This is a genomic window from Bacteroidota bacterium (genome assembly GCA_016722375.1).
GTDB lineage: Bacteria > Bacteroidota > Bacteroidia > Chitinophagales > LD1 > Bog-950.
This window is the reverse complement of the sequence record JADKJG010000005.1, coordinates 362,678-378,948: the sequence shown is the minus strand read 5'-3', so window position 1 is coordinate 378,948 and position 16,271 is coordinate 362,678. Positions and strand designations below refer to the sequence as shown.

At 43.1% G+C, this 16,271-nt stretch carries 17 protein-coding genes and 1 pseudogene; 12 read left to right on the top strand and 6 right to left on the bottom strand.

Annotation, left to right across the window (positions count from 1 at the left end; genetic code table 11):
- A complete protein-coding gene (locus IPP77_09060; GenBank protein ID MBL0309802.1) occupies positions 1 to 588 on the top strand; it encodes a DUF3109 family protein in 588 nt (195 codons plus the stop codon).
- A gap of 184 nt (positions 589 to 772) precedes the next feature.
- Here IPP77_09060 and IPP77_09055 read toward each other — a convergent pair whose 3' ends face one another.
- Positions 773 to 1,000, bottom strand: coding sequence for a hypothetical protein (locus IPP77_09055; GenBank protein ID MBL0309801.1), 228 nt, complete (start codon positions 998 to 1,000; stop codon positions 773 to 775).
- 220 nt (positions 1,001 to 1,220) lie between these two features.
- On the opposite strand from IPP77_09055, the gene IPP77_09050 reads away from it, so the two are divergent.
- The 10 genes and pseudogenes from IPP77_09050 to IPP77_09005 all read left to right on the top strand — a co-directional run bounded on the left by IPP77_09050 (position 1,221) and on the right by IPP77_09005 (position 10,196).
- On the top strand, positions 1,221 to 1,871 hold the full coding sequence (locus IPP77_09050; GenBank protein MBL0309800.1) for a fibronectin type III domain-containing protein: 651 nt from the start codon (positions 1,221 to 1,223) through the stop codon (positions 1,869 to 1,871).
- A gap of 55 nt (positions 1,872 to 1,926) precedes the next feature.
- Positions 1,927 to 2,082 carry a hypothetical protein gene (locus IPP77_09045; protein MBL0309799.1) on the top strand — a complete coding sequence of 52 codons (156 nt, stop codon included), beginning with the start codon at positions 1,927 to 1,929 and terminating at the stop codon, positions 2,080 to 2,082.
- 88 nt (positions 2,083 to 2,170) lie between these two features.
- Entirely contained in the window at positions 2,171 to 3,511 is a 1,341-nt protein-coding gene (locus IPP77_09040) for a T9SS type A sorting domain-containing protein (GenBank protein ID MBL0309798.1), read from the top strand.
- A 129-nt stretch (positions 3,512 to 3,640) separates the two neighbouring features.
- Complete coding sequence (locus IPP77_09035; protein ID MBL0309797.1) at positions 3,641 to 4,255, top strand: hypothetical protein; 615 nt, start codon at positions 3,641 to 3,643, stop codon at positions 4,253 to 4,255.
- 234 nt (positions 4,256 to 4,489) lie between these two features.
- Entirely contained in the window at positions 4,490 to 5,149 is a 660-nt protein-coding gene (locus IPP77_09030; protein MBL0309796.1) for a rhomboid family intramembrane serine protease, read from the top strand.
- Positions 5,149 to 6,042, top strand: coding sequence for a rhomboid family intramembrane serine protease (locus IPP77_09025; GenBank protein ID MBL0309795.1), 894 nt, complete (start codon positions 5,149 to 5,151; stop codon positions 6,040 to 6,042). The genes IPP77_09030 and IPP77_09025 overlap by 1 nt, the downstream gene beginning before the upstream one ends.
- A gap of 80 nt (positions 6,043 to 6,122) precedes the next feature.
- Positions 6,123 to 7,238 (top strand): endonuclease/exonuclease/phosphatase family protein, encoded by a 1,116-nt coding sequence (locus tag IPP77_09020; GenBank protein ID MBL0309794.1) that lies wholly within the window; start codon positions 6,123 to 6,125, stop codon positions 7,236 to 7,238.
- Between the two features lie 34 nt (positions 7,239 to 7,272).
- A pseudogene (locus tag IPP77_09015) lies at positions 7,273 to 8,735 on the top strand (cysteine--tRNA ligase).
- 32 nt (positions 8,736 to 8,767) lie between these two features.
- On the top strand, positions 8,768 to 9,145 hold the full coding sequence (locus IPP77_09010) for a GxxExxY protein (protein MBL0309793.1): 378 nt from the start codon (positions 8,768 to 8,770) through the stop codon (positions 9,143 to 9,145).
- Between the two features lie 10 nt (positions 9,146 to 9,155).
- The gene (locus IPP77_09005) at positions 9,156 to 10,196 is read left to right on the top strand and encodes a M28 family peptidase (protein ID MBL0309792.1); all 1,041 of its coding nucleotides are present in this window, start codon (positions 9,156 to 9,158) and stop codon (positions 10,194 to 10,196) included.
- Positions 10,197 to 10,246: 50 nt separating this feature from the next.
- Here IPP77_09005 and IPP77_09000 read toward each other — a convergent pair whose 3' ends face one another.
- Positions 10,247 to 11,167, bottom strand: coding sequence for a rhodanese-related sulfurtransferase (locus tag IPP77_09000; GenBank protein ID MBL0309791.1), 921 nt, complete (start codon positions 11,165 to 11,167; stop codon positions 10,247 to 10,249).
- 96 nt (positions 11,168 to 11,263) lie between these two features.
- Between IPP77_09000 and kbl the strand changes: the two genes are divergently transcribed.
- Positions 11,264 to 12,451: a glycine C-acetyltransferase gene (gene kbl, locus IPP77_08995; GenBank protein MBL0309790.1), complete on the top strand. Its 1,188-nt coding sequence runs from the start codon at positions 11,264 to 11,266 to the stop codon at positions 12,449 to 12,451.
- 5 nt (positions 12,452 to 12,456) lie between these two features.
- Here kbl and IPP77_08990 read toward each other — a convergent pair whose 3' ends face one another.
- From IPP77_08990 to IPP77_08975, 4 genes are read right to left on the bottom strand one after another with little or no spacing between them, the layout of a single operon-like run.
- Positions 12,457 to 14,877: a transketolase gene (locus IPP77_08990; GenBank protein MBL0309789.1), complete on the bottom strand. Its 2,421-nt coding sequence runs from the start codon at positions 14,875 to 14,877 to the stop codon at positions 12,457 to 12,459.
- A 55-nt stretch (positions 14,878 to 14,932) separates the two neighbouring features.
- Positions 14,933 to 15,433: a hypothetical protein gene (locus tag IPP77_08985; protein MBL0309788.1), complete on the bottom strand. Its 501-nt coding sequence runs from the start codon at positions 15,431 to 15,433 to the stop codon at positions 14,933 to 14,935.
- Between the two features lie 6 nt (positions 15,434 to 15,439).
- Entirely contained in the window at positions 15,440 to 15,676 is a 237-nt protein-coding gene (locus IPP77_08980) for a hypothetical protein (GenBank protein MBL0309787.1), read from the bottom strand.
- A gap of 45 nt (positions 15,677 to 15,721) precedes the next feature.
- Positions 15,722 to 16,270 carry a DUF420 domain-containing protein gene (locus tag IPP77_08975; protein ID MBL0309786.1) on the bottom strand — a complete coding sequence of 183 codons (549 nt, stop codon included), beginning with the start codon at positions 16,268 to 16,270 and terminating at the stop codon, positions 15,722 to 15,724.
- Between the last annotated feature and the right edge of the window lies 1 nt (position 16,271).

Genomic DNA, 16,271 nt, shown 5'->3' with positions numbered 1-16,271 from the left:
ATGATTGTCATTGATGATAAAACAATCAGCGATGATGTGGTGGAAGAGCAGTTCGTCTGCGACTTGAGCGCCTGCAAGGGTGCTTGTTGTGTGGCCGGCGACTTCGGCGCGCCATTAGACCAAAGCGAATTAGAAATTCTTGACTCTATTTATGAAAAGGTGAAACCCTATCTCACCGAGCAGGGCATTCGCGCCATCGAGAATCAGGGGAAATATGTTTTCATCAAAGAAAATAAAGAGTGGTGCACGCCTTTGATGGACAACAGCCCCGGCTGTGCCTGGCTGAATTATGATAAAAACGGCGTGGTCATCTGCGGCATCGAAAAGGCCTTTCGCGACGGGGTGATTGATTTCAAAAAGCCTATCTCTTGCCATCTGTATCCCATACGAATCAAAAAATACAAAAATTATGACGCGGTAAACTATGAGCGTTGGAATGTGTGCAAGGCCGCCTGCAAAAACGGCAAAGCATTAAAGGTGCCGGTGTTTAAGTTTTTAAAAGAGCCGCTCATCCGAAAATACGGTGCCGAATTCTACTCCGTGCTCGAACAATACGCACAAGAATATCAAGAAAAGAAATCCAAGTAGCTGCTCGCTTAGGGCCTGCCTCCGAAACTTAGGGTGGGGCAAATAAATATTTGGAAATTAGAATACAGTTGCTAATTTCGTTTAGGATTCATAGCAAAACAGCCGCCACGTGCTTTTGAAACAAACAAATAAAAATCTCCTTTCTATCGCTACAATGCCCTCTGGCAGCGTAACAGGGGCGCTTTTACCCCCCCCCATGTACTTTAATATTTAGGAAACCTCCCATCACCGGTCTGCTTTTGCAGCATCGGGAGGGCAAGTATTTTTCATCCACCAAGATGTCTTTCTCGTCAGGTTGTATGTCAAACTTGTCAGGTTTGATGTCTAACCTATCAGGTTGTATGTCTAACTCGTCAGATTTGACGTCTATCTTGTCAAGTTTGACGTCTTCCTCGTCAGTTTGTATGTCCAACTCATCAGGTTTGATGTCTAACCCGTCAGGTTGGACGTCTATCTCGTCAGGTTGACGTCTGCCGTCTCAGGTTTGACGTCTGATTTCAAAAAAGGATGTCTGTTTTTCAAAATAGGAGACGCTCGCTTCAAAATTTCCTTGTTTTTATGTTAAAACCGTCGAAAACCCCGCCTTCATGGCTCTATCATAAATCCATTTTTTAACCTCAAAATCAAACAAAATGCTACCTACACAACTCGTTTTAGACCTCTGGAACAAAACTCTAGACAAAAAAGTTGACTTTACCGAAGAATTGGTTCAAAAACTCACGGGCGATGTCCGATTCACGAATCCCGACCCTACTTTGGCCGATGTAACAACGGCGGTGGATGCCGCCCATCAGGCTTTATTAGATGTGGCGAACACAAAAGGGGCCTATACAGCGGCAGTGGAGGTGCAAGACCTCCGCGAAAAAGCACTGGTGGAGATTGTTACCCGCCTGGGAAATTATATTGAAACCACCAGCGGAGGCGACAAAACTATCATCGAAAGCCTCAACCTAAAAACCAAGGAACAGGGCAATGCCAGCCCGCTGCCTCCAAGAGTGGCGGATGTTGGGCTTACTCAAGGTGATAATCAGTTTGAAATTGATATTCACTGGCATCGCATTTCTAAACTCTATAACATCCAGAGTTTCCAGATTCGCTATGCCATTGGCGATGCCGTTCCTTCTTCTTGGCTGACGTATGACAAAACCACTCGTAAATCGAGCATCACTTTTGTCGGCACTCAGGAAAATGTGCGGGTATGGATAGAAGTGCGCGCCGTGAACGCCACCGGCGACGGCCCCTGGAGCGAAGTGGCGACTATTGTGATTGCACCGCATACCTAAACAAAACCTTAAAACAAAAACGGGCTCCCGGGTCGGAAGATTCGGGAGTTTTTTTATGCTTAAAAGAATATGGGGACATATCACCCGAGGTTGGGATGAGGAACCTTATTCGCATCCCCGCATGAAACTACTGCCACCCATTATTTGGGAAATATTGGCCTACGCAATCGGTGCAAGCATATTATATGAATTGGGGAAGGTGGGCTTTTGATATTCTGAAAGAAAAGTATTTTTAGTCTTGAAACATTAAACCCAGGTAGCCGAAAAGGGGAGATAGAGTAGGCGGGAAAACCAACATCATGAAAAATAAAATTATGCTAATTGCTACTTCCATTTGTCTTGTAGCATTCCAGCAGCTTTCCGCACAATGGCAAGTCACTAGTGGCCCTACCCAACCAAATGTTACTGCAATAATCCCAAATGGTTCAAATTTATTTGGTGTAACAAGCACAGCGGTATCTATTACTTCCAATGATGGCGGAAATTGGGCAATTGTTAGCGGCACGACTACCGGGCCATATTATTCTTTGGCTACCAAAGGTTCGGATATTTATGTTGGAGCTGGTGGTGGCGGCTTTTATCAATCTTCTAATAATGGAACCAATTGGACTAATACAAACAATGGATTGGGTGCTTATGATGTAAGATGCTTAGCTGTTGACAACGGAAATATTTATGCTGGAGCCTTTGGTGTTTACAAATCAGGAAATAATGGTTTGAATTGGAATAAGATAAACAGTTGGAATGCTTTAGTTGCTTCCTTAGCCGTCAAAGGAGACACAATTTTAGCAGGTACAATTAGTAACGGTATGTATTTGACAGTAAATGGAGGCGTCAACTGGAATACAATAAATAATAGTGGTTTGCCTTCTCAAATTAGCGCTGTATCATTTTTCAAGTCAAAGTATCTAGCAGGAACTAATTCTGGTTTATATGTATCTTCTAATAATGGAAGTACCTGGACGGCAACAAATGTTACCGGAGCGATAAGTTCCTTTTTAGTAGTAGGCTCTAATATTTTTGCTAGCAGTAGCAGCGGTGGCGGCGTTTATCTATCCATTGATGGGGGCAGCACTTGGGCTGCCATTAATAATGGCTTAACCAATCTGACTGTATTTTCTTTAGCAGTAAACAATGGATACATTTTCGCCGGGACTACGGGATATGTATGGAAAAGATTGTTGTCAGATGTATTGCCATTTACTGTAACGACATCTGCTAATCCAGTTAATGGCGGTACAACTACGGGCAGTGGCACCTATACTTCAGGCAGTGCTGTTACTGTTTCAACTTCAACCAACACTGGTTACTTATTTTCACATTGGTCTGAAAATGGAAATAATGTCAGTTCCGATACTAGTTACACCTTTTCTATATCATCCAACAGAAATTTGGTCGCTGAATTTTCTCAAATAACTAAAATAGAGGAGAACTCAATTGATTATTTTCTCAATATTTATCCTAATCCTGCAAATGGATTTATTATTCTTGAAACTCAAACCGAGAAGTTTATCACCCTTACCAATCTTTTAGGCGAAGTGTTATTCAATGAAAAGGCGATAGGCAGAAAAGAAATAGATGTCTCTCACCTGCCTAGCGGCATGTACTTTGTCAATAACAAGAAATTTGTGAAGGAGTAGGTGGAGAGAGATCTCTAAGCTAGTGGCTTAAAAATAAAACGCAACCCTGTTCCCCCTTTGGGGGTTAGGGGGCTCCCAGGTAGCCGAAAAGGGGATATAGAGTAGGCGAGAAAATATTAATAAATAAAAATGAAAACCATCCTGTTTACCATAATTTCAATTATTTTTTCACTACCATCTTTTTCGCAAAACTCAGATTGGCAAAAAAGTGATAGAAACGGGGTTTATGATGAGGCAATGAATTTGTTATCAAAGTACACCCATATAAATCAGGAACAAAAACAATCAGTTGCATTATGTTTTTTAGAAGAAATAACTAAGAAATATTCCAAAGCAGACTACAATGCTAAAATTGATGCCGAACTGAAAAGAATTCAAAGTGCTGCATTAAATGTTTGTTCAAAAAATGTTGGTGTTGAGTTAGCTATTCCTAAAATCGAGGAGACCCATGTTCCAGTTAAATCTGAAGTTAATAATCAGTATTTAGTAGGCTCATGGAGAACAGGTTTAGAGTCGTTTACTTTTGCTGAAAGTGGAATGTGTTTGGTGGAAAACGGTAGTAAAAGCTGTTCGGGTGCTTGGACATTGATTGGGAAAACCGTTTCAATTAATAGTAAAGGTTCAAAATGGGGTAAGTTAGATTCATGTAACAAGGACAGGCAATTTGAAATCGTAACTTATACTGAAAATGAAATGATTGTTTTGATGGGGAAAGAGAAAGTTCGTTTGACGAGAGAAAAATAAAATTTTATGTCCCCAACTGGGTGTAGGCCATTTAAACTACAAAAGTCTCAAAGACTTTTGTAGTTTATAAAACCCAAAGCCCCGTTCCGATAGCTATCGGGCGGGGTTTTTTCTTCTTATTTTATTAGCTGGCGCAGGTCTGAGGCAGTTTCAAAAGAAAAAAATAGTCAAGAGGAGGAGAAGAGATGATTCAAATCTGAAAGGAGGGGTTAAATTTGCCTTATGTTCGGACAGATGAGTGCGCGGAGTGTGGTTTTTAACCTGATTTTGGTGAACGTGATAATGTTTGCCGCCACGATGTTGGGCGGCGAAAAGCTTTATACACTTTTTGGCTTGCATTATTTTGCGAACCCCGAGTTTAAGCCTTTGCAGATTGTGACGCACATGTTCATGCACGGAGGGCTGGCGCATATTTTCTTCAACATGTTTGCGCTGTATATGTTTGGGGTAGTGCTGGAGCGAGTTTGGGGGCCGCAGAAGTTTTTGTTTTTCTATATGGTGACCGGCTTGGGTGCCGTGGCGCTTCACATGGGCGTTCAGGCTTGGATTGTACATAATTATACCGGCACTTTTTTCCCGTCGGCGCAGGAGGCCTATTCTATTCCGGGCTTGCGGAGTATTTATTATAGCACAACCGTGGGAGCTTCGGGAGCCATTTTTGGTGTGTTGGTAGGCTTCGGTGTTTTGTTCCCTAATACGGAATTGATGCTTTTGTTTTTTCCGGTACCGGTCAAGGCAAAGTATTTAATCACAGGATATATTTTGTTGGAACTCTACCTGGGGATTAATATGAACTCGGGGGATAATGTGGCACACTTTGCCCACTTGGGCGGGGCTTTGTTTGGTTTCATATTGGTGAAATACTGGAGCCGAAACACCGATTATTTTTATTGATGCTGACGCAATCTTTGATCGGTGATTTGAAATATAAGTTCCGCTATGGCAACGTGGTGGTGAAGCTGATTTTCGCCAACATCGGGGTATTTCTGGCGGTGGGCTTGCTGCAACTTTTCAGTTTTCTGTTTCAAACCAACAGCTTTATGGAATGGCTGATTAGCAACCTGGAAGCACCCGCTTCGCTATCACTGCTGATGAAACAGCCTTGGTCGGTTTTGACCTATATGTTTTTGCATAAAGGAGTTTTTCATGTGTTGTTCAATATGCTTTGGTTGTATTGGTTTGGCGAGATTTTTATTTTGTATTTGGGAGATAAAAAAATATTGCCGCTCTATCTCATCGGCGGATTGGCCGGGGCAGGGCTTTATATTTTGGCCTTCAACGTACTTCCGGTATTTAAACCCATGTTGGAGAGTTCGTACATGCTCGGTGCGTCGGCCAGCGTGTTTGCCATTGTCTTTGGCGCCACCACGCTGAACCCTGATCACGAAATGCGGCTGTTGTTGATTGGGGATGTGAAGATTAAGTACATCGCTCTGGTATCGTTGCTCTTAGGGGTGATTAATATTCCGATGGGGAATCCCGGGGGCAACATTGCGCATGTGGGCGGAGCCTTAAGTGGTTTTCTTTTTATCAAAGCGCTGAGAAGTGGCGTGGATTTGACCAGTCCGTTCAGAAGGTTTTTTCAATTTTTGAAAGAACTATTCAATCCCTCATCGAAAATGAAAGTGACGCACCGCAGTGCGCAGCAGCGTTCCGAAACGAACCATCCCCGCTCAGGAAATGAGCAGGAGAGAGTAGATGCTATTCTGGATAAAATAGCTCGTTCAGGTTATGACGGTCTGACCAAAGAAGAAAAGGATTTTTTGTTTCATTATTCTAAGAAGTAAATGGTTGTCAGATGGTACTTCGCGGAAAAAATAGAACGGCTGTTTCTGTCAACTGCTATCCGTTAACCGCTAACTAAATAATGCTTCGAGGCTTTTTTAAAATATTGAACATCCTTGCCCTGTTGGTGTTGTTGGCGTCCTGCCTCGCGGCATATATTAACCCGGCAAAACACTGGCAGTTTGCTTTTATCGGCTTTGCTTTTCCGGTAGTGCTGGTGATGAATTTTTTCTTTCTGGTTTTGTGGATTGCTAAACGTGACCGGTTTGGCTTGTTACCGCTATTTGCTATTGTGCTCAGTTGGTCTTTTATTCAGTCCACCTTTGCGATGAATTTCAAAGAGGACAGTAAGGAAGAAGGAATTAAACTGATGTCCTGGAATGTAAAGAGTTTTGACCTCTATAACTGGAGTCACAACAAAGAAACGCGCACGACGATGTTGGCCTTGATTGAAAAAGAACAACCGGATGTGCTTTGCATGCAGGAGTTTTATACCAACAATCTGTTTTTTCATAACCTTGAATATTTCAGAGATACGCTGGGCTATCCTTACTATTACTTTCCGCCGAACGTGGATTTGTATAAGTTTTATAAAACAAAGGCTCCTAAAAACAATTGGAAAACTGATCTGTTGAATCAGCAATGGGGCGTGGCGATATTTTCAAAATTTCCGATTGGTGAAAAAGGGAAGATTGATTTTGACAATTCATTAAGCAATGGAGGAATTTATGCCGATATTCAGATTAAGGGTCAGACCCTTCGGCTATTCAATGTGCATTTTCAGTCCATCCATTTGGGTCAGGATGATTACGCCACGCTCGATTCGTTGGAAACAAAGCAACAAACCAACTTGCAGGGAATCAAAAGCATTGTGCGCAAAATGAAACGAGCCTACACCCGGCGTTCGATACAGGTGAATGCCGTGAAAGAGCATCTGGATGAATTCAATGGACTTAAAATTCTTTGCGGCGATTTTAATGATGTACCGGTTTCCTATACCTATAAAACAGCGGAGGAGGGATTGAACGATGCGTTTATCGAAAAGGGGAAAGGTTTTGGAGCGACGTACGCTCATCGGCTGTCCATTTTCAGAATTGATTATCATTTGTATTCACCTTCGATAAAAATTAATTCATACCGAACGATTACTAAGCCATTGTCAGATCACTATCCGGTGGTGACCACTTTCTCATTGTAATACCATTCGCAGAATCTCCCATTATATTTACACCATGCAGGAACTCAAAATTTATAACACCCTTAGCCGAGAAAAAGAAATTTTCAAACCTATTAGCGCGCCGCATGTCGGCATGTATGTATGCGGCCCCACTTTGTATAGCCATGCGCATCTCGGCAACTGCCGCACCTTTCTTTCGTTTGATATTGTGTTTCGTTATTTGTTGCATTTAGGATATAAGGTGCGTTACGTGCGCAACATTACGGATGTAGGGCATCTGGAAAGCGACGGCGACGAAGGGGAAGATAAGATTGCGAAACGGGCACGGCTGGAGAAGTTGGAGCCAATGGAAATTGTTCAGTTATATGCTGTGGACTTTCATCGCGTATTGGAACAATTCAATCTGTTGCCACCGAGCATTGAGCCTTCCGCCAGCGGACATATCATCGAGCAAATCGAAATGACAAAAAAAATCATGGAGCATGGTTTGGCTTATGAAGTAGATGGCACGATTTGGTTTGATGTGGAAAATTCGCCAAGCAGTATCCATATACCAAACTAAGTGGTAGAAAATTAGATGAGTTGCTCGAAGGTACTCGTGAGAATTTAGAAGGACAAGAAGAGAAAAAGGGAAGACTGGATTTCGCACTTTGGAAAAAGGCAAAGCCGGAACATATCATGCGTTGGCCAAGTCCTTGGGGCGAAGGTTTCCCGGGTTGGCATATCGAATGCTCCGCGATGAGTACGAAGTATTTGGGAGAAGAGTTTGACATTCACGGAGGTGGAATGGATTTGATTCCAACACATCATACCAATGAGATAGCACAAAACGTTGCTTGCAATCATAAGGCCCCTGCTAAAATATGGATGCACACAAATATGCTGACGGTGAACGGGCAGAAGATGAGTAAGTCTCTCGGCAATTCTTTTTTACCGGAACAATTATTCACGGGTAATCATCCTTTGTTAGAGCAAGGCTATTCTGCCATGACGGTTCGTTTTTTCATGCTTCAAGCCCACTATCGCAGTACGCTAGATTTTTCTAATGCCGCCTTGCAAGCTGCTGAGAAAGGTTATCAGCGCTTGATGAACGCTGCTAAACTGGTGGATACTTTAAAAACATCTTCCACTACATCGTTTGATTTGTCAGCGATTAAAGCAAAGGTCTATGAAGCCATGAATGATGACTTCAATACCCCGATGGCCTTGTCGCACTTATTTGAAGCCGTTCGCATTATTAATTCGGTGAATGATGGTAATGACAGCATCTCTACTTCTGATAAGGAGCAACTTCAAAAACTATTTCAGGAATTTGTGGTGGGTGTTTTGGGCCTCAAGGAAGAGGGAGAATGCGGAGGTGATAAAGTAGAAGGTCTAATGAACCTGATTCTGGAACTTCGAAAAGATGTACGGACTCGGAAAGATTTCGCGGCTTCAGATAAAATACGCGATGAATTAGCGAAGGTCGGAATCCAGGTAAAAGATGGGAAGGAAGGAGTGTCATGGAGGGTGGGATAATTGTTCACCACAGATTACGCAGATGATCACAGATGAAAACTAATGATATAACATATAAAATCATTGGCTGCGCTTATAAGGTTCATTCGGCTTTGGGTCCCGGCTTATTGGAAAGTACTTATGAGGTTTGCTTGGTTCATGAATTAGTTAAGGAAGGATTGAGTGTGGAACAACAAAAGAGCTTGCCGGTTGTTTATGATGGGATAAAATTGGAAGCAGGTTATCGGATTGATTTGTTGGTAGAAAATGAAATCATACTCGAATTAAAATCGGTTGATGCGATTGCCGAAATACATAAAGCTCAGATCTTGACATACCTGAAATTATCTGGAAAAGAAATCGGTCTGTTAATTAACTTCAATGTCACTGACATGAAAAAGGGTATCAGTCGTTTAATCATGTCTCCTTAAATAAAATATCATGTCTTTAAATCTGCGTTTATCTGCGTTCATCTGTGGTGCTTCACTTTTTCTCTCCTCTTGCGATAAGTGCAATAACCAACCCAAAGTTGTGGATGTGCCACCGGTGCATACCATTACGGTGAATGCTCCATCTTTCAATACCGACTCTGCTTATGCTTACATTCAAACCCAAGTAGATTTTGGACCGAGGAATATGAATTCTAAAGGACATGAGGCATGTGCAAAGTGGATAGAAGATAGAGCCAAACGATTTGCCGACACGGTATTTATTCAAAAATTTGATGTGAAAGGTTTCGATGGAACGGTGTTGAAATGCACCAATATTATCGCCTCATTCAATCCTTCCGCTGCCACCCGGATATTACTCACCACCCATTGGGATACTCGCCCTTGGGCAGATCAAGACTCTAAAGATCGCGATAAACCAATTCTCGGTGCCTGTGATGGTGGAAGTGGTGTTGGGATTCTGTTGGAAATAGCAAGAGCCATGCAATCGCAGCAGCCAAAAATCGGTATAGACTTATTCTTCAATGATGCTGAAGATTATGGCTATAGTTCATCAGTTGATGATATCATAAAGGCAGTTCAACCAACAGACAATACATTCTGCCTTGGTTCCCAATACTGGAGCAGAAATCCACATGTTCCCGGCTATAGAGCTGACTTTGGGGTATTGTTAGATATGGCGGGGTCAAGAAATGCGGTGTTTGCCCGTGAAGAGAATTCATCCTTTAACGCCGGCTGGGTGCAAGATAAGGTTTGGGAGAATGCTCAGGCTCTGGGGTATTCATCTTTTTTCAGTAATGAATCTGCTCCACCCATCACAGACGATCATTTTTACATCAACCAAATTACCAAAATACCCACGATAGATATTATTCCTTACGATAGAACCTCCTCTTCAGGAACCTTTCCCGAATTCTGGCATACGCATCAGGACAATATGGATGTGATTGACAAGGCAACTCTGGAAGCAGTCGGAAGAACCGTGCTTTATACTATTTACCAGTACGATTCAGAAAAAAACATGAATCCGTAGGGGTAAAAAATTCTTTGTGTCTTTGTATTGGGGCAGATGATTATCTGCTACTATGAAACGATCTCTCGCTGATAATAACCGGTACCGTCATAGACACGTCTCGATGGAGCTTTCATGCAGGCCTCGCTGCAACAACCGTCCATTTTCCTGCCACATTCTTCGCAGAGCACGAAATGCTCGTTACACTCGGGGTTAGCGCAGTTTACCATGTGGGCTGATTTGTTGCCGCATATTTTGCAACTGGACACGATGGAAGGCCTCAATTGATTCACGTCCACCACCACCCGGTTATCAAATACATACAGCTTACCCTCAAAATTTTTACCACCGGTTTCTTTGGCATATTTCACTACGCCCCCGTCCACCTGATAAACATTCTTAAACCCATTTTGCAGCAAGTAACCACTGGCCTTTTCACATTTAATGCCCCCGGTGCAGTAAGTAACAACCTTTTTATCCTTCAGATGTTCCAGTTCTTTCAACTGTTCGGGGAAGTCGCGGAAATTATCAATGTCCAACTTCAAGGCATTCTTAAAATGACCTACATTACTTTCATAATTGGAACGGACATCCACAAAAATCACGTCGTCCTGCTCAATCATTTTATCTACTTCATGTGGTGCCAAGTGAATTCCTGTAATTTCATTTGGATCCACATTTTGGATTCCCCGCAGACTGCTGTGTACAATCTCAGGTTTGAAACGCACATAAAGTCTTTCAAAAGAAGGGGCGTCCATCTCATCCATTTTAAATTCTATTCCATCAAACAGAGGATTCGATTTCACATGGTCCATATATTTTTTACACTGCACCACGGTGCCCGAAATGGTGCCATTTAAACCTTCTTCGGCTACGATAATACGACCTACGATTCCGAGCCTTTCACAAAACTCCAAGTGTTGCTGCGCAAATTCCTCGGCATCAGGAATCCTAGTGTACTTATAATACAATAGCGTTTGATATGGTTTCATCTTTATAAAGTGGGAACAAAAATAAGGATTCTCGACTTGAATATCTATATCAAGATTCAGTCCTTCATTCGTTTATATTCGCACAAAAAATCAGTCATGTATACCATAGAACAAAGACTTAAGAGCGAAATAGAGGATATTAAATCTAACGGGCTCTATAAAACGGAACGTATTATTACTACCCCACAAGGAGCAGATATCAAGACCTCGGCCGGCAAGGAGGTTATTAACTTTTGCGCAAACAACTACCTCGGGCTGTCCTCGCATCCTAAGGTTATTGAAGCAGCAGAAAAGGCAATAGATAGCCACGGCTATGGCATGAGTAGCGTTCGTTTCATTTGCGGCACGCAGGATATCCATAAGGAACTGGAGAAAAAGATTTCAGAATTTCTTGGTACGGAGGACACCATACTCTACGCTGCGGCATTCGACGCGAATGGCGGTGTATTTGAGCCTTTGTTCAATGAACAAGATGCCATTATCAGCGATGAATTGAATCACGCTTCTATAATAGATGGAGTTCGTTTGTGCAAAGCAGAGCGCTTTCGTTACAAGAACAGCGACATGGCGGATTTGGAACAGCAACTGATTGCATCGAAGAAAAATCGCTCTCGAATCATTGTTACCGATGGGGTATTTTCTATGGATGGAACCATCGCCCAACTCGATAAAATTGTGGCGCTAGCTGAAAAATATGACGCGATGATTATGGTGGATGAATGTCATGCTTCGGGCTTTGTGGGTAAAACCGGAAGAGGCACGCATGAGTATTGTGGGGTGATGGGAAAGATTGACATTATTACCGGTACACTGGGCAAAGCATTAGGCGAAGCCAGTGGCGGCTTTACTTCTGGCAGAAAAGAAATTATTGATATTCTGCGTCAGCGTTCTCGACCCTACCTGTTCAGCAATACGTTGATGCCGGCTATTGTAGGTGCGTCCATAGCAGTGCTAGATATGTTAAGCGAAACGACTGCACTGCGCGATAAACTGGAAACCAACACTAAATATTTCCGTGAAAAGATGACGGCTGCCGGTTTTGATATCAAGCCAGGCATTCATCCAATCACTCCCGTGATGCTTTACGACGCGGTGCTGGCACAAAACTTTGCGGCGAAACTTTTGGATGAAGGAATCTATGTCATCGGATTTTTCTTCCCGGTAGTTGCCAAAGGGAAAGCCCGCATCCGGGTCCAGGTAAGTGCCGCTCATGAAATCCACCACCTTGACAAAGCCATCGCGGCCTTTACGAAAGTAGGGAAGGAATTGGGAGTTTTGAAATAGTCGGCCTATATCGCCGGATAACTACCGGGGTCTGCCTCATTCATCATTCCGTAGATTACTTCGAAGATATCCTCTGCATTTGGTTTGCTGAAGTAATCGCCGTCGCTTCCATAAGCGGTACGATGCTCTTTAGCGGTAATCGTTTTAGGTTCTGAATCCATGTAGCGGAAAGCAGCCTGCCCCTCAAAAACTTTTTGGAACATATAAGCAGAAGCTCCTCCCGGAACATCTTCATCCAGAAATACCAAGCGATTCGTTTTCTTAACCGATTCGATGATGGAGTGATGAATATCAAAAGGAACCAAAGTCTGCACATCAATCAACTCGACAGAAATACCTACCTCTTCCAGCATCTTCATAGCTTCTTCTGCAATACGAACGCAAGAGCCGTAGGTGACCAGCGTTAGGGCACTACCTTCTTTTATCACTTCAGGAATGCCTAAAGGAACTGTGAACTGGCTTAAATTATCCGGCAACTTTTCTTTCAAACGATAGCCATTCAAACATTCAATGACTAAGGCTGGCTCATCACTTTGCATCAGAGTGTTATACATCCCTGCAGCCTGCACCATATTGCGCGGCACACACACATACATTCCACGAAGCGAATTTATAATCATGCCCATCGGCGAACCCGTATGCCAGACTCCTTCCAGCCGGTGCCCTCGTGTACGGACAATCAACGGTGCTTTTTGAATGCCTTTGGTTCTGTATTGGAGACACGAAAGATCATCTGCCAGTGGCTGCAATCCATAAAGCAGGTAATCGAGATATTGAATTTCGGCTATAGGTCTGAAACCACGAAGGGCCAATCCTATTCCCTGCCCCATAATAGTGGCTTCGCGAATGCCGGTATCGAAAATCCGGTTCTCACCATATTTTTCCTGAATACCGCTGAAGCCCTGATTCACGTCGCCGATCTTTCCTACATCCTCTCCAAAGGCTACTATGTTCGGATATTTAGAAAAGAGATGGTCAAAAGCAGCATTCAGAATTTCAAAACCATTTATAGTTTTTGAATCAGAAGAATACTCGGCTGGCACCACAGGGACTTTAAGTGCATTTTTGTCGCTCTCACTATAGAGGTGTGAACTGTATATGTTCTGGTATTTGGCTTGAAATCCTTTCACCCAATCACGAAAATCATCGAGGGCGGTAAAGCTTTCGCCCCGCAATTGGAACAATACTCTTTTAGCAGCTTTCAGGATGTCCCTGCGCACAGGGTCAATAGTCGTTTTCAATTGTTGAATCACCTCGTTCGTGAAATCTTCCTGACCGCCTTCAGTACCTACTTCAGCTATTTTTTCAATCACCTCGGCGATTTCTAATTTCATCGGCTCGTTGAACTTTCTCCAGGCCGCCTTCTTGCTTTCGGCTACATGTATTTTAGCCTCCTCGCGGATTTGCTCACATTCTTCTACGGTAGCGAGTTTATTTTCTACCATCCAATCGCGCAGCTTTTTGATGCAATCAAATTCGGCTTCCCACTGCAACCGTTCGGCGCTTTTATAACGCTCATGCGAGCCCGAAGTGGAATGTCCCTGCGGCTGTGTCAATTCAGTAATGTGAAATAAAGCTGCGTTATGCGTCCGGCGCATTTTTTCGATGCCGCTTTTGTAGGTTTCAATTAACTTGGGGTAATTCCATCCTTCACAGGTATAAATCTCCACTCCATTCCCTTCAGCATTGGTCTGGAAACCTCGGGTGATTTCGGAGATACTTTCTTTGGTTGTCTGATATTTTTTAGGAACGGATATTCCATATCCATCATCCCAAACAGAAATGGCCAAGGGCACTTTCATCACGCCGGCGGCATTCAGGGTCTCCCAAAACAAACCTTCGCTGGTCGAAGCATCGCCAATAGAAACAAAGGAAACTTCCTCTCCATGATTGGAGAAAATAGTGAAGTCTTCCAACTCCTTATTCGCCCGATAAAGCTTTGATGCCAGAGCAATGCCCAGAGAGCGGGACATTTGTCCTGCAGTCGGTGAAATATCCGCCGATGAATTATAGCGCGAACTTTGTTCCAGCCAGTTGCCGTTTTCATCTTGCAGAGCGGTTACATAATGGCCGTTCATTTGTCGGCCTGCGCTCATGGGTTCTTCCTTCTGGTCAGGATTAGCATAAAGTTGGGCGAAGAATTGCTCCACGGTCAACTGGCCTATAGCCATCATCCAAGTTTGGTCGCGATAGTAACCGCTGCGCCAATCGCCGGGTTCAAATGATTTGGAAAGCGCAATCTGCGCTACTTCCTTGCCGTCGCCGAATATGCCAAACTTGGCCTTTCCGGTCAGCACCTCCTTTCTCCCGAGCAAACTGGTTTCGCGCGAAATGCAGGCAATGCGATAGTCATTCAGCACCTCGCTTTTAAATTCTTCAAAGTTCAACTTTGCCTTGCTGCCTTTTTGTATGATATTTTCTGCCATAATCCTCAAATCTGCCGCGAATATAATGCAGATGAGTGACGAAACCCTATATAAATCAGGATAAAGAGCCTTGTAAAGTCTCAATAAATTGCTGCGGGTTGTCTGGAGTAAGCACTATATTCTTCCCGTTTTTGGTCAATAATATGACCCAATTTTTACCCTGACTGGCGTACCATGTCATGTGTCCGAGATGGCGATTGTAGAACTTGCCATAATAGCCAAACAAGCCTCCCACACCAAACGTCCGAATAGAACTTACCATTTCTTCGTCTCCGGCTCTTCTTATTTTGTCCATTTCGGCTTTCGGATAAACGATAGATCTGAACGGTGTTTTTATAATGATGGCAGCTTCTGTACACTCGTATCCCGCCGGATGAAATCCATAACAAAGGACAAAAATGAGCCACAAAGAGATTGCAATGACCGCAGTCAAGGTAGAATTCAAATTGGAAAACACCAAAAAGAAAACCGTTTGTCCGATGAATAATGCACCTACCAACGACGAAATGATCATTGTTTTCTTATCGAAGGAGGCCTTAAACTTTACCGATTTCATTTAAGTTCATCCCTGCGCCTTCTTTCTGGCTTTCCACCAAAAAAAGCCAATGGTGCCTATGATGAGATAAGGCATCATGAAGATGTAGAGGATTCCTTTATTCAGTCCTTCCGCCACAGAGGCACCGGCTCCGTGTGAAGACTCTGCCGTGGCTTGACACATGGCACATTGAGCAGCCGAGTCAGAATACGAGAGTGTGAGAATAATAAGGATAAAAAAAGCAAGTGCAATCCAACGTTTCATCTGGTAAATATAAGGATGTTTTAAGTCTGCTTCATTAAAGAAGATTTAGGCGAGTTGGTAATAGGGAGAAATCATCAGATAGACCAGTACTCCTGTGATAGATACATAGAGCCAGATTGGAAAGGTGATGCGTGCTATTTTTTTGTGCTTCGCAAACTGTCCCGATAAACTTTGGTAAGCGGTATAGAGAATAAAAGGGAGGATTATTCCGGCCAACACAATATGTGTGATGAGAATGAAGAAGTAGAAATATCGGATAGCTCCGATACCCCCAAACTTAGTTTCTCCGGCAAAGAGATGATGGGCGATGTAGGAAACCAAAAAGAGAACTGAGAGAAGGATAGCTCCGAGCATCGCTGCTCTATGTGCTTCATATTTCTTTTTCATTACCAAAACATATCCGGTAACTAATAGAACTGAAACCAGAGAATTAATCACCGCATTCATCTTTGCAAAAATGTGCGCATCAAAACCTAAAGTCACCGAAAAGGGATTGTTTTTCAGAAGTACCACAGCGGCAAAAACAATGACGGATACAATACCGATCAACCAATAGGCCAGTTGGTCGTTTCTTTTAATAGTGGCACCTAACATG

Coding starts and splice junctions, on each gene's coding strand:
- IPP77_08975 (MBL0309786.1), bottom strand. CDS start 16,270: ATGTTAGGTGCCACTATTAAAAGAAACGACCAACTGGCCTATTGGTTG.
- IPP77_09035 (MBL0309797.1), top strand. CDS start 3,641: ATGAAAACCATCCTGTTTACCATAATTTCAATTATTTTTTCACTACCA.
- IPP77_09040 (MBL0309798.1), top strand. CDS start 2,171: ATGAAAAATAAAATTATGCTAATTGCTACTTCCATTTGTCTTGTAGCA.
- IPP77_09060 (MBL0309802.1), top strand. CDS start 1: ATGATTGTCATTGATGATAAAACAATCAGCGATGATGTGGTGGAAGAG.
- kbl (MBL0309790.1), top strand. CDS start 11,264: ATGTATACCATAGAACAAAGACTTAAGAGCGAAATAGAGGATATTAAA.
- IPP77_08980 (MBL0309787.1), bottom strand. CDS start 15,676: ATGAAACGTTGGATTGCACTTGCTTTTTTTATCCTTATTATTCTCACA.
- IPP77_08985 (MBL0309788.1), bottom strand. CDS start 15,433: ATGAAATCGGTAAAGTTTAAGGCCTCCTTCGATAAGAAAACAATGATC.
- IPP77_08990 (MBL0309789.1), bottom strand. CDS start 14,877: ATGGCAGAAAATATCATACAAAAAGGCAGCAAGGCAAAGTTGAACTTT.
- IPP77_09010 (MBL0309793.1), top strand. CDS start 8,768: ATGAAAACTAATGATATAACATATAAAATCATTGGCTGCGCTTATAAG.
- IPP77_09005 (MBL0309792.1), top strand. CDS start 9,156: ATGTCTTTAAATCTGCGTTTATCTGCGTTCATCTGTGGTGCTTCACTT.
- IPP77_09000 (MBL0309791.1), bottom strand. CDS start 11,167: ATGAAACCATATCAAACGCTATTGTATTATAAGTACACTAGGATTCCT.
- IPP77_09030 (MBL0309796.1), top strand. CDS start 4,490: ATGAGTGCGCGGAGTGTGGTTTTTAACCTGATTTTGGTGAACGTGATA.
- IPP77_09045 (MBL0309799.1), top strand. CDS start 1,927: ATGCTTAAAAGAATATGGGGACATATCACCCGAGGTTGGGATGAGGAA.
- IPP77_09020 (MBL0309794.1), top strand. CDS start 6,123: ATGCTTCGAGGCTTTTTTAAAATATTGAACATCCTTGCCCTGTTGGTG.
- IPP77_09050 (MBL0309800.1), top strand. CDS start 1,221: ATGCTACCTACACAACTCGTTTTAGACCTCTGGAACAAAACTCTAGAC.
- IPP77_09025 (MBL0309795.1), top strand. CDS start 5,149: ATGCTGACGCAATCTTTGATCGGTGATTTGAAATATAAGTTCCGCTAT.